The 12,749-nt window shown below is 73.4% G+C and carries 8 protein-coding genes and 1 pseudogene; 5 read left to right on the top strand and 4 right to left on the bottom strand.

The features are described 5' to 3' along the window. Positions 1 to 35 precede the first annotated feature (35 nt). A pseudogene (locus ACO229_RS24640) lies at positions 36 to 182 on the top strand (FmdB family zinc ribbon protein); the annotation flags it as partial. A gap of 14 nt (positions 183 to 196) precedes the next feature. Here the strand turns inward: ACO229_RS24640 and ACO229_RS24635 are convergent. Further along, positions 197 to 367, bottom strand: coding sequence for a hypothetical protein (locus ACO229_RS24635; RefSeq protein ID WP_423465355.1), 171 nt, complete (start codon positions 365 to 367; stop codon positions 197 to 199). A 484-nt stretch (positions 368 to 851) separates the two neighbouring features. Here ACO229_RS24635 and cpaB point away from each other — a divergent pair, with 484 nt between their 5' ends. Next, positions 852 to 1,862 (top strand): Flp pilus assembly protein CpaB, encoded by a 1,011-nt coding sequence (gene cpaB, locus ACO229_RS24630; protein ID WP_423463066.1) that lies wholly within the window; start codon positions 852 to 854, stop codon positions 1,860 to 1,862. 159 nt (positions 1,863 to 2,021) lie between these two features. Next, a complete protein-coding gene (mscL, locus tag ACO229_RS24625) occupies positions 2,022 to 2,444 on the top strand; it encodes a large conductance mechanosensitive channel protein MscL (RefSeq protein ID WP_397430896.1) in 423 nt (140 codons plus the stop codon). 253 nt (positions 2,445 to 2,697) lie between these two features. Here the strand turns inward: mscL and ACO229_RS24620 are convergent, their stop codons facing one another. Further along, on the bottom strand, positions 2,698 to 2,931 hold the full coding sequence (locus ACO229_RS24620) for a hypothetical protein (protein WP_397430897.1): 234 nt from the start codon (positions 2,929 to 2,931) through the stop codon (positions 2,698 to 2,700). A 692-nt stretch (positions 2,932 to 3,623) separates the two neighbouring features. Continuing rightward, positions 3,624 to 7,673, bottom strand: coding sequence for a hypothetical protein (locus tag ACO229_RS24615; RefSeq protein WP_423463065.1), 4,050 nt, complete (start codon positions 7,671 to 7,673; stop codon positions 3,624 to 3,626). A 587-nt stretch (positions 7,674 to 8,260) separates the two neighbouring features. Between ACO229_RS24615 and ACO229_RS24610 the strand changes: the two genes are divergently transcribed. After that, positions 8,261 to 9,508, top strand: coding sequence for an MFS transporter (locus tag ACO229_RS24610; RefSeq protein ID WP_423463064.1), 1,248 nt, complete (start codon positions 8,261 to 8,263; stop codon positions 9,506 to 9,508). Positions 9,509 to 10,119: 611 nt separating this feature from the next. Here ACO229_RS24610 and ACO229_RS24605 read toward each other — a convergent pair. Next, on the bottom strand, positions 10,120 to 11,586 hold the full coding sequence (locus ACO229_RS24605; protein ID WP_423463063.1) for a helix-turn-helix domain-containing protein: 1,467 nt from the start codon (positions 11,584 to 11,586) through the stop codon (positions 10,120 to 10,122). A gap of 92 nt (positions 11,587 to 11,678) precedes the next feature. Between ACO229_RS24605 and ACO229_RS24600 the strand changes: the two genes are divergently transcribed. After that, positions 11,679 to 12,605: a L,D-transpeptidase gene (locus ACO229_RS24600; RefSeq protein ID WP_423463062.1), complete on the top strand. Its 927-nt coding sequence runs from the start codon at positions 11,679 to 11,681 to the stop codon at positions 12,603 to 12,605. Positions 12,606 to 12,749 lie beyond the last annotated feature (144 nt).

Raw genomic sequence — 12,749 nt, 5'->3', positions numbered from 1 at the left:
GCACGCAGCTCCAGCCGGTCTGACGTCCCAGAGGAGTGCACGTGCCCACCTATGCGTACCGGTGTGCCGACTGCGGCCACGCGTTCGACATCCACCAGGAGTTCAGCGACGAGTCGCTGACGGTCTGCCCGGAGTGCCAGGGCAAGCTGCGAAAGGTCTTCAGCTCGGTCGGGGTCACGTTCAAGGGCTCCGGCTTCTACCGCACGGACTCGCGCAGCACGTCGACGAACAGCACGGTGAAGGCCGGAGGGTCGGACTCATCCGGGTCCTCGTCGGGATCGTCGTCGAGCTCCTCCGGCGGTTCGTCGTCGAGCGGTTCCTCCACGTCCACCTCGTCGTCGAGCTCGTCGTCGAGCAGCTCCGGCACGAAGGCCGCATCAGCCTGAGCCGGCCGTTTGCTGGCGGCTGGCTGGGGTTGGCTGGCGACTGGCCTGGCCGACGGCTGGCGAATGGCTTGGCTGGCGCGGCTGGCCTGGGCGACGGCTGGCGGCTGGCTTGGCTGGCGACTGGCCAGTTTTGGCTGCGGCTGACCAGATTTGGCTGCGGCTGCCGGGGCTAGCCGGCGACCGGCCGAGCCTGGCTGCGGCACCGTCGGCTCCACCCCGCCGCGCGCGTTCGGTCGGCAGCACCGGGATCGGTCGCTCGATCGACCGATCCCAGTGCTGGCGACCGAACGCTCGTCGCTGCGTCGAACAAGGGGTCGAAGTCAGCATCTCGCCTCGGGCCTCAGCGACCCGCTCGTAGCGCGCCCAGGCCCGCGAGAGTGACCACAGGCGCTCTCCTCGGGCCTCTGTGCACAGATGCACCCGCAACCAGCCCGCCGGTCGAATCGGCCACCTAGCGTCGTCGGCATGGGACTCCTCGACACGCTCACCGACACAGCCGTCCACCACGCTGCACCGCGCGATGATGCACCGCGCGATCCGGGCGCACCGACGGCCCCGCTCCGGCCGTCCGTGCAGGACGAACCACACCGGTCGACGATGCGCGACGAGCCCCGCCGTCCGACCGCGTGGGACGCGCCACGGCAACCCGACCGTGCCGCGAGCAGCCCGTGGAGCTTGGACGTCCTGGCCGCGTCCACCCTGGACACCACCACCGCACCCAGCCCCCTGCTCTCCGCACCGTGGGGCGCCGCACCGGACCGGTCACCGGGTCCCCGCCGACAGCAGCGTCGTGGCCTCGGCGGGTGGCTGTCGCGACCCGCGTCACCAGGACTTCGCCGGGCGCGGCGCATCCTATGGCGCTGGCGCTTCGCCCTCGCCGCCACGCTGTTCGGTCTGTCGGCAACCCTTGCCCTGCACGTGCTGCGCCCGCCCCCGCCTCCGACGGTGAACATCGCGATCACTGCCCGGCCGATCGCGGTCGGAACCCAGCTGACCAGCGAAGACGTCGTTCTACGACCCATCGCCACCGACGCCGCCCCACCCGGCGTGGCCCACGCCGTGCACGACCTCCTGGGGCGGGTGGCGGTCGTCGGGCTGCCAGCCGGCGCGCCCCTGCACGCCACCCTTGTCTCCGACGACGGTGTCTCCGCCGCCGCGCCACGCGGCTCGGCGGTGGTCCCGGTCCGCCTGTCCGACGATGCGGTCGCCGCCCTCCTGCGCCCCGGCGACCGCGTGGACCTGCTGGCCGGGACGACGTCGGGCATCGAGCCGGCGGCCGAGCCCCGATACCTCGCTCGCGACGCGCTGGTGCTCCCCGTCCCGCCCGGACGCGCGCCGGAGGCAGCAGGCGGACTGCTCGGACCGGCGTCAGAGGCCGACCGGCCGGTCACGCTCGTCGCGGTGAGCCCGCAGGAGGCCCCCGAGCTGTCGGCGGTCTCGGGCTGGGGTTCCGTGACGGCGGTTCTGGTGCCGTAGCCGCACACCCAGCAGATCCGGCATAGTGGGGCAAACAACGACCGCATTCTGCGGAATGTCCCGTTCGAGGTGCGGATTCTCGGAACAAACCGGAGAATCCATGACCGGGCCGGTCCCGGCGGCCCGAGAACATTCGTGAACAACAGCAGGGGAATCAGGATGCTTCAGGGTTTCAAGGAATTCATCACGCGCGGCAACGTGCTCGACCTCGCGGTCGCCGTCGTCATCGGCGCCGCCTTCTCTGGGGTCATCAGCGGCCTCGTGGACGGCTTCATCATGCCGCTCATCGGGTGGCTCATCGGTGCGCCGGACTTCACCGAGATCGCCTTCTATCTCCCGAACTGGCAGGGCGAGACCACGAAGTTCCAGATCGGCCTCTTCATCCAGGGCGTGATCATGTTCCTGCTGATCTCGGCAGCGATCTACTTCTTCGTGATCCTCCCGATCAAGAAGCTGCAGTCGCTGCGCAAGCAGGCCGAAGAGGACGTCGTCGAGGAGGCGCTGGCCGAGGAGGTCGTGCTGCTCACCGAGATCCGCGACCTGCTCCGCACCCAGGCGGGCGCCGCCTCGCAGAACCGCTGACCCACCGGATCGCCGACGGCGACTCAGCTCCCGCGGCGGTCGTCAACGGCCAGCCCCGTCGTGGTCGGTGGAACGTCACCTGGCGTCCCACCGACCATCGCGGGTCCGGCACCGCAGCGTGAGATGGGCCGAACGTGCGATGGGCCGAACGTGCGATAGGCCGAACGTGCGATAGGCCGAACGTGCGATAGGCCGAACGTGCGACTGACCGAGCGCCTGACACATCGGCGTGCATCGCGCCTGACCCGCGTGCTCAACCCCAGTGCGGGGGCACGTCCCGGCGGAGCTGTTCGTCGTTGGACCCGTGACCGCCGGCAGCAGCCCGGTCGTCAGTGTCCTCACCCCAGCCGGCCGGGCGTTCGTCCGCGCTCACACCCAGCACCGCCTCACGCTCGGTCCCCCGCCGCACGGCTCGCCGAGGTCCCCGACGCCGGGGCGTGCCGCCGCTCGGCACCGCCTCGGCGCCCTGCTCCTCGGACTCGTTCACGTGTCCATTGTCCCCCGGCCACCCGCCGAGGGTCTGCGCGAGCCGACCTGGCTCCGTGCTCCAGGCGTCCGCCTGCAAAGCTGGCACCGTCCAGCAAGGTCGGCACGGTCCAGCAACATCGGCGCCATCCGGGCACGCACCGGCAAGTTCGGGACCGTGCAGCAACGTCGGCACCGCCCGGGGAACCCGCCAGGAAGCTCAGCACCCTCCGGCGCATCGGATCCTGCAGTAATGCCGACGCCCGCGGGCGTGGTCGGCAGTTTGCTTCGAGATCGGCACAGGCCTGTGCCGATCTCGAAGCAAACTGCCGACCACCTGAGTCCGACGAGGCAAACTGCCGACCTCGCCGGGGAACCTGCCGACCTCAAGCCACCAGCTTCAAACCGCCGGCCGCAAGCCACCAACAAGGCATCCGCCGGGAGCCCCCAAGCCAAGCCGGGCGCCCACCAACTCAGCCAGCCCCAAGCCAAGCCGGGCGTCCACCAACTCAGCCAGGCAGCCCCAAGCCGATCCAGGCGCCCACCAACTCAACCAGGCGCCCCAGCCCACCCAGGCACATCCAGCCCAGCCAGGCACCCAGTCCGCCCGGCCCCTCCGGCCAGCCCGTGACCGGCCAGCCCGTCACCAGCTCGCCCGTGACCAGCCCTGAAGCCGACAAGTCCGCCCCCCACCAACAAGGGCCACCCCACGCCTCAGTCGTCCAGCACCTGCGGCACCACCAGCTCCGCCGCCGGGGCCACTCCCCCGGACAGCCCGACCCGTGCGTCCCGCACCGACAGCACCACGCTCCGCACCCGCTCCGCCTCGGCGTCCGGGTCCAGGAACGCGGCGGCCGACCACACCTGAGCCACGACCCAACCGAGCCGTTCCAGCCGTTCGGCGAGCTGGCGGTCGCGCACGCGGATCGACGGTTCGGCCACGTACGCGGCGTCGTCGGTCAGCACGGCCACCAGCAGCTCACCGGGCAGGTCGGGGTGGCCCACGGCGAGGGGGATCCGGTCGCCGCCGGGCAGGCCGTAGTCCGTCTCGACCACGAGGCCGGAGCGCCACAGCCGCTCCCCGAGGTCCACCACGAGCCGGTCCAGCGACCGTGCCACGTCCACGCCGTTGCCGATCTCCACCTGGTCCGCGAGCCCGGAGCGCTCCTCGGCGAAGGACAGCACCCGCGCCAGCAGCTGCGGCCCCGGGCCGCGGAGCCGCTCCGGGTCGAGGTCGCCTGCCGGGAAGCACGACACCACGTGCAGCCGCTTGCGTGCCGCGCCCAGTGAGCCGAGCAGCATCGCGTCGCCGCCGGCGTCGCCGAGCACGCCGAACCGGTGCAGCACGCGACCGTGCGGCGTCCGCCCGAATCCGAGGGTGAGCACGATGGTGTCGCGGGCCAGCCCGGCCACGCCCGTCACGTCGGCCACCACCACCGGCTCGGGCCGCGAGCCCGCGAAGAACGGGGCCAGGGCCGGGTTGTTCCGCACCTCCGCGAGCAGCCGCTCCCGGATCCGGTCGGCGTGCGCCGCGGTGACGGTCACGATGCCGAAGGTCTCCTCCGGCCGGGTCATCGCGTGCTCGATGGCGAGGTCGACCACGCGCTCGACCTCCGCCGTCGTCGACTCGACGGTGCCCGAGACCGGGTCCGGCATACCGGTCCCGTCCACGAGCGAGAAGTGCACCAGAGCCTCGGTGCGCGGCAGGGGCGCGGGCCGCAGGATGCCCTCGTAGCCGTGCTCGGCCAGCAGTGCCGTGAGGCGCGGGTCGCGGCGCGCGGGCTCGGGCTGGAGCGTGACGCGCGGCAGCAGCCGGGCCAGGTCCCGCACGGCGGTGCCCGACGCCGACCGCGGGTCGCCCACCACCACGATCTGGCGGCCCCGGGCCAGCGCGGGCACGACCACCTCGACCGGCACGTGCTGCACGGCGTCCAGGATCACCAGGTCGGCGCTCCGTTCGGCGGGCAGCAGGTGCGGCACCATCGTCGGCGTCGAGACCCAGGTGGGACGCAGGCGCCGCACGGTCGAGCCGTGCGCGGACACCAGGTCGCGCATCGAGGTGAGGCCGCCGTCGACCAGCTGGGCGTAGAGCGCCTCGGCGTCGTCCCGTTCCTCGCGCATGGCGGCGCCCAGGTGCGCGCGCACCGCGGCCCGCACGGGCGCGGACAGGGAGCCGACGTGCCGGCGGTCCAGCTCGCGGAACCGTCCGGCGAGGGCGTCGAGGCCCGCACCGTCCTGACCGGCGAGGTCGGGCTCGGTGGCAAGGATCTGCTCGAACACCGAGGACCACCACGACAGCTCCAGCTCCGGGCCCACGAGGTCGGCCTCGACGCGGCGCTCGGTGAGGTCGTCGACGAGGTCGCCGAGACCGGCCGCCCGCAGCCGGCGCAGCACCGCGGTCCGCTCCGGCAGCGGGGTCAGCGCCTCCCGCGTCTCCGAGAGGGAGGCGAGCCGCTGGACCATCGCGAATAGGTCCAGGTCGAGCAGGCCGCCACCCGCGTGCGAGGAGCGCAGCACGGGTTCGAGGGCCTCCAGGTCGATCCGCACCGCCTCGTAGGTCTCCTCGACGGCCGCCAGGCCCTCGGGCAGGGTCGGCCAGCCGCCACGCGGGCACTGCTCCTGCCAGACCTCGCGCTGGCGCTGCACCTCGACGAGGGCCGCGTGCATGTCCGGCACCCGGACGCCCGGGCGCACCATCTCGCGGGCCCGGCGCTTCAGCCGGCGTCGCGCCAGCCAGCCCATCTCCACGCCCTGCTCCGCGCGCTTCCGTCGCGACGCCGTGGCCTGCACCATGTCGGCGGCCGTGCGCTCGAACACCATGGGCTGGAACACGTCGAGCGTGCCGCGCATCCCCCCGAGCATGGCGAGCTGCTCACCCCACTGGCGAGCCGTCGTCGCCTTCACCAGGCCGGTCACCCGCGCCACGTACTCGATCTGCTCCCGCAGCTCCGGCAGCGTGTGCTCGGCGAGCCGGGTCACGCGGGCGAGCGTCGAGCGGGCGTCGTCGTCGGTGAGGATGTGCGCGCCGAACCACGGGCTGGACGCCGACGTGAGCGTGAACGCCCCCAGCTCGGCCGCCCGCTCCAGGTCGGCCGCGAGCTCCGCGCGGCGCTCGGCGCCCAGCGCGAGCACCTCCTCGGAACCGAGCCGCACCCGGGTGGCCGGCGCCGGCCGCTCCGAGGTGAGCCGGGCGAGCGCCTGCAGGGCGTCGTACGCGGAGACCCGCCACGGGTCCCGCACGCGGTGCAGCGCCCCGATGTAGCCGGCGAGCTGCGCCCGCGACCCGATCAGGGCGTCCCGGACCCGGGCCACCTCGTCGACGTCGATCCGTTCCTGCGCGGGCGCCATCGCCTCCAGGAGGCGCCGTGAGGTCGAGGTGCGCCACGTCGGCACGGGCGCGATGTCGAGCAGCAGGCCCGCCAGACCCAGCGAGTCCAGCCGCGCGGCCAGGGCGTCGGCGGCGCGGCGGTGCCCCGGCACGTACAGCACGGAGCGGCCGCTCGCGTTCGCTTCGGCGACGACGGCGGCCAGCGTGCCGGCGGCGTCGGACCCGACCGGGGCATCTACGAACAGGTGGCTGCCGGTCGTGAGCGCGTCCACGACGTGCCGCTGGTGCGGGTCGAGGTCGCCGACGCCGCGCTCGTGCGCCGGGTCGGCGTCGCCCACCCGTGCCGGGGGCAGCTCCGTCCGGCCGAGCCTGCGCACCGAGTCGTCCACGCCGCCGAGGGCGGAGACCACCTCGTGGCTCCCCAGCGTCGGGGCGAGCTCGTCGAGGTCGTCGACCAGCGCCTGGCCGGGGTGCACGAACGTGCCCACCAGCACCCGCCGGTCGAGCTGGAAGTCGCCCAGCACCGCCGAGCCGAGGCTCGCCACCCGGTCCAGCACGTCGGTGGGGTTGAACCCGGCGAGCGTGAAGGTCGCCTTGGCCAGCGCGGCAGGATCGAGCAGGGCGCCGTGGGCCCGCAGCGTGCGCGCCACCACGGGGTTGATCTCGGCGGCGGTGTCGAGCGTGATGTCGTAGTCACCCTCGCCGTCGGTGCGCGGCGTCAGCGTGACGGGACGCAGGATGACGGGTGCGCGCACCACGCGCGGCCCCTCGGCCTCCTCGTCCGCGGACGACGCCGGACGCCCCGACGGCATGGCCAGCGTGACGACCGGGACGGAGCCGGTGAGGGCCGGTGCGTCGTCGGGGCTGTCCGCGGACTCCTGCTCCGGCGGCTGGGGCGCGCTCGCCGGCCCGAGCACCCGGGTGATCGCCTCCATGTCGTCCCGGCGTCCGGCGTCCGGCCCGCCGGAGACCGGGTACTCCGTCCACGTGGCGACGCCGATCGCGAGGTAGGTCGGCGAGAGCCCGTAGCGCTGCGCGTGCTCCGCGGAGCGGGCCGCGACCGCTCGGGCACGACGCCGGGCCGTGGGCAGGGCACCGGCCTCGCGGACCAGGTTGGACAGGCGGGTCGGCCGGCCTGCGAAGAGCTGGGCGACGCCCGACGGGTGCGCCGACGACAGGTCGATGACGGCCTCGCCGAGCAGTCCGACGTCGGCCAGGGACGATCCCCCGGCGAGGCGGACGAGCCCGGCCCGCCAGCGCGCGACCGACTCGGCCATGGGGTCGCGGGATGCTCGCGGTGTGGACCCCGAGGCCTCCGACGCGGCCAGCTCGGTGGCCGGGTCCACGTTCTCGTCCTGCAGCGCGGCCGAGAGCTCCTCGGTCAGGTCGGCCGAGCTCTCGGGGGCGGCTGCGGTCTGGCGGCGTGCAGCGTTCACACCAGCACGCTAACCGTGCGGCGCACGCAAGCTCCGGACGCCACGCCGCGCGACACGCCGGACCATCCGAACCCCCGGCGTGGCGCGACGCGCGGGCGCACGGGCCCGGCAGGCGACCCTGCGCGCCGGCAGGACTCTCGGGGGCGGCGATGTTCCCGGGAATGCAGGAGCCCCTCCGGCAGGGGGTCCGAAGGGGCTTCGCAGACGGGCCGGAGCCCGACGGGGTATGACGATGCGCACCGCGCAGGGGGCGGGCGATGCGCACCGTCTTGTGAGAGTCTGCACCTGTTCCAGGCGGACGTCAACACCGACTCGGACGATTGTCCAACTTGCTTTTCCTCCGGCCGGCAAACGTTTTCGAATTCCTGCCCGAGCGGCGCCCACAGGACGTTCTGCCGCGTCGTTGCACGGTTCCCGGCCCGTGCCCGGCCCCCGTCACCGGACCCGCTCGGGCAGCCCGGAGATGGCCCGCGAGACGCCTCCGGGACCCGGGATATCACCCCCTGGCCGTGCCGGTGCGGCACGATCCGGATGCCGGTCCGCCGTCGGGAAAAAGCGTGGACACCGCCTCCTAGGATCGAACGTTTGTGAGCGCACTCGTCGAGGTCGTCTTCCCCCGCCGGCTGGGACGGCCGTTCCGCTGGCTCGTCTCGGCGTCCTGGACCAGCAACATCGGCGACGGCATCGCACTGGCCGCCGGACCCTTGCTCGTCGCCTCGCAGACCGACAGCGCCTTCCTCGTCGCGCTCGCCGCCATGCTCGAACGCCTGCCGTGGCTCGCGTTCGGTCTGTGGGCGGGTGTGCTCGCCGACCGGCTCGACCGCCGCGCCGTCGTCATCGTCGCGAACGCCGTCCGTGCCCTCGTCATCGCGGTGCTGTGCGTGTTCGTCGCCACCGGGACGGTGTCCATCTGGCTGGTCCTGGCCGCGATGTTCCTCTGGGGCACGGCCGAGGTCTTCGCCGACACCACCCAGCAGACCCTGCTGCCCATGCTCGTGGAGCCCCGGGACCTCGGCACCGGCAACCAGCGCCTCCAGGCCGGCTTCCTCACGGCGAACCAGTTCGCCGGCCCTCCGCTGGGCGCGTTCCTGTTCGCGGCGGGGATGGTCTGGCCGTTCGTGGTGCAGGTGGTCTGCGTGGCCCTCGCGGTGGTCCTGGTCTCCCGGGTACGCCTGCCCGACGCCGAACCCCGCCCCGGCGCCAGGTCGCACGTGCGGCAGGACATCGCCGAGGGGCTGCGCTGGATCTGGCACCACGCCCCCGTGCGCACGCTGGCGATCGTCATCCTCACCTTCAACATCACGTGGGCGGCGCCGGGTGCGGTGCTGGTCAAGTACGCGCTCGACCACCTGCACATGAGCGAGGTGGAGTACGGCCTGCTCACCACGTCGGCGGCGGTCGGCGGTATCGTGGGCACGCTGGCCTACGGCTGGCTGGAGCGGCACGTGGCCCTGGCCACTCTCATGCGCGTATGCCTCACCCTGGAGGTGCTCTACCACGCGGCCTTCGCCCTGACGACGACGAGCTGGGTGGCGATCCTGATCATGGGTGTCTTCGGGGTCTACGCCTTCGTCTGGGGCACGCTCTCCACCACCGTCCGGCAGCGGGCGGTACCGCGCGAGTTCCAGGGCCGGGTGGGCTCTCTGTACATGATCTGCGTGTTCGGCGGCGTCGCGCTCGGGCAGCTCCTCGGCGGCATCATCGCCGAGCACTGGGGGCTCGTCGCGCCGTGGTGGTTCGCCTGCGCCGGCGCGGGCCTCACCCTGGTGCTGGTCTGGCGGTCCCTCGGCAACATCGCCCACGCGGGTGCCCCCGACGGGCCGGCTGCTTCCTGACGTCTGTCCCATTCGTTCGCGGGTTCGGTCCGTCGCCTGGCTGTTGCCTGACGCCGCTCGCTGCGGTCGGTCCGTTGCCTGGGTTACACGGCAGGTGTTCGGTTCCGTCGACCGGTTCCGCGACGGTGGTCGGTCCGTTGCCCAGGTTCCGCGACCGCTGGTCGGTCCGTTGCCCAGGTTCCGCGACCGGTGGTCGGTTCCATCGACCGGTTCCGCGACGGTGGTCGGTCCGTTGCCGGGCTCCGCGACGAGTGTTCGGTCGGTTGCTTCGAGATCGGTCCGTCGATGGACCGATCTCGAAGCAACCGACCGAACACCTGCGGGCAGGGCTGGCAATGGACCGAACACCCGCGGGCAGCGCTGGCAATGGACCGAACACCCGCCGGCAGCGCAAGCAGAAGACCAAGCACCCCAGCACCCCAGCACGCAGCACCCAGCACCCAGCACCCAGCACCCAGCACCCAGCACCCAGCACCCAGCACCCAGCACCCAGCACCCAGCACCCAGCACCCAGCACCCAGCACTGACAACGAACCAAACACCCGCCGGCAACGCAAGCAGAAGACCGAACACCCCACGGAGCCGCTGACGAACCCAGCAGCGCCGCGGCGTCAGCGGACCGTGACCATCGGGATCGAGCCGGTCTCGGTGAACTCGCGCATCCGCTTGCGCACCGTCGTCTCGCTGACGCCGACCTCCTCCGCGATCTCGCGGTACGTGCGCCCCTTGGCGCGCAGGTCGATCATGCGCTCGGCGGCCCGGGTGCCGAGCTGCGTGTCCCGGCGGGGAGCGCGCCGCGGGGGGATCGCCTCCCGCACGTTCGCCGTGGCGCGGTCCGCCGCCTCGACAGGATCGACGGCCTCGGCCTCGACGCGCCGCCAGCCGCCGTCCGCCGCGACGGCCGGCCCGCCCGGCTCCGTTCCAGCGCCCCGCCCCTCTCCGAACGGTCCCGGCTCCGTTCCAGCGCCCCGCCCCTCTCCGAACGGTCCCGGCTCCGTTCCAGCGCCCCGCCCCTCTCCGAACGGTCCCGGCTCCGTCCCGGCGCCCCGCCCCTCTCCGGACGGTCCCGGCTCAACCGGCGCGCGCTCCGTCACCCGGTCTCGACGCTCGTCGAGGGCCGCGCTGCGCCGCCCCGCGGGGCGCGGCGCGCCCTGGCCCGGCGCGTCCCCGAACGCCTGCCCGTCGAACACCCCGCTGCCGTCCACGCCCCCGACCGGTACACCGACCTCTCCCGCGACGGCCTCGGCGGCACGCCACTCGTAGTCAGGTACGCCGACGCCGGTCCCGACGTCCGTCCTCGACGCGTCCAACACCCCCGACACGCCCAGCGCCCCCGGCTCCAGCCGCTCGCCCGTCAGGATGCCGGTCAGCCGCGCCCGGTCGGCCAGGTGCAGGCGTGCCACGTCGGCCGTGCCGTCGCCGACGGCCGCCAGCGCCTCGCACCAGGCCGCGACCTGCGCGCGCATCTCGGTGGGCGGCACGGTGCGCAGCGCGACGGAGCGTGCCCGGCGGCGTCCGGCCTCGGCCTTCGCGAGCCGGCGCCGCGCGGCACGTGAGCCGTCGTTGAGGCTCTGCGCCCGGAAGAGGTCCTCCGTGGTGAGGAACAGCGCGTGCATCCGCGCCGACTGCCGCAGCGCCGACCAGGACGTGCCGGTGGCCAGGTGCCGGTCGCCGATCAGCGCCAGGTGCCACATGAGCGCGGCCAGCAGCGGCACGACGAACCGGAACAGCACGGCGCCGACGGGATGGCCGATGTACGCCTCGTGCCACGCCGCGAAGATGCCCGACGCCGACGACAGCGCCCAGGTCAGCGCGAGCAGCGTGCCGCCGGGCCGGTTGTCGCGCGCGGCCTCGCGGGCCAGCAGCGCGACGGTGACGAGCGACAGCTCGAAGACGCCGGCCGTCGCGTAGGCGGTGCCCTGGTTCATGGCGAGCACGTCCACGCCGAACTGGACCATGGCCAGGTAGGCGGACCCGGTCGAGATCAGGGCGACGGAGATGGCGCCGGTGAGCACGAGGTTGCGGGAACGGCGCGTCGGGACGCTCGTGGTCGGGAACGTCCGGTCGGCGGTGGCCACGGCGATCTCTCCTCGGTGGGTTGCGGCAGTGGTGCAAGTCGGACGGAGATGAAGATATCGGACACATGTGTCAGCCCGGTATCGTTCTGGGGATGGCTGACACGCTCGGCGGGCACCAGACCCCGGAGTCGTCCCGGCCGCGCGCGTCCCGGGTGTGGACGTGGGTGGCGGCGGTGGTCCTCCTCGCGGTGCTCGCCTCCATGACCTGGCTGGTGCTGCAGCCCGACACCGAGGGCGTCGCGTCCGCCCCGGCGACGGTGACGAGCGCGCCCGGCCCCACGCCCTCCCCCACCCCGTCCGCCTCCGAGCCGGCGCCGGCCGCCTTCGCGCTCGCCGGCCTGCCCGAACCCCGCATCGACCGGCTGCTACCGCACGAGCTGCCGCAGTCCGACGTCGACCGGCTCCGCGCGCTGCCGGGTTCGGTCGCGCGACCCAAGGCCGACCGCACCCCGGTCTGGGCCCAGCCGGACGCGACGAAGAAGCCGGTGCTCGCGCTGGAGTCCGCCTACTACGACGCCGCCGCCCGCTGGCTGGTGCTGGAGCGCCGGCCCGGCTGGGTCAAGGTGCTCGTCCCCTACGGTCGCGGCGCGCTGCCGTCACAGGACCCCGAGCGCGTGAACGGCACCGCGGGCTGGCTGCGCGAGGACGACGTCGTACTGCGCGCGGAGAAGCGGGCGGTCCTGGTCGACCTGTCCGACCGCACGATCACCCTGCGCAAGGCCGACGGCACCCGGGAGACGTTCCCCGCCGCCGTCGGCGCCCCCGAGACGCCGACGCCGCTCGGGCTCACCCAGGTGTTCACGGTCACGGAGGCCGTGAACACGGGCCTGTCGGTCTTCCTGTCGATGCAGAGCGAGTCCCTCGACGGGTTCTACGGCACCGAGTACGCCGCGACGGCCATCCACGTCGGCGTCGGCCAGGGGCAGGCGGTCAGCAACGGATGCGTGCGCCTCGCACCCGGTGACTTCGAGCGGTTCGCCGGCCTGGACCCTGGCGTACCGGTGCTCGTGACGGCCTAGCGTCCCCGGACCCACCTCGAGCCGGAGGAACGTTGTCCCACGAGGGTGGGTTGCTGTGCGTAGACATTGTCGACGCACAGCAACCCACCTCCGCGGGGCACCTTCTCCCCCGCACGATCCCCCGCACGATCTCGCCTCGCTGCG

Origin of the sequence: Promicromonospora sp. MS192, assembly GCF_049532985.1 — a bacterium.
Classification (GTDB): domain Bacteria; phylum Actinomycetota; class Actinomycetes; order Actinomycetales; family Cellulomonadaceae; genus Promicromonospora.
The sequence above is the reverse complement of the archived record's forward strand: the minus strand, read 5'-3'. Positions and strand labels throughout refer to the sequence as shown.

Excerpts from the sequence above, each read along its gene's own strand:
- cpaB (WP_423463066.1), top strand. The coding sequence starts at position 852 with ATGGGACTCCTCGACACGCTCACCGACACAGCCGTCCACCACGCTGCA.
- ACO229_RS24600 (WP_423463062.1), top strand. The coding sequence starts at position 11,679 with ATGGCTGACACGCTCGGCGGGCACCAGACCCCGGAGTCGTCCCGGCCG.
- mscL (WP_397430896.1), top strand. The coding sequence starts at position 2,022 with ATGCTTCAGGGTTTCAAGGAATTCATCACGCGCGGCAACGTGCTCGAC.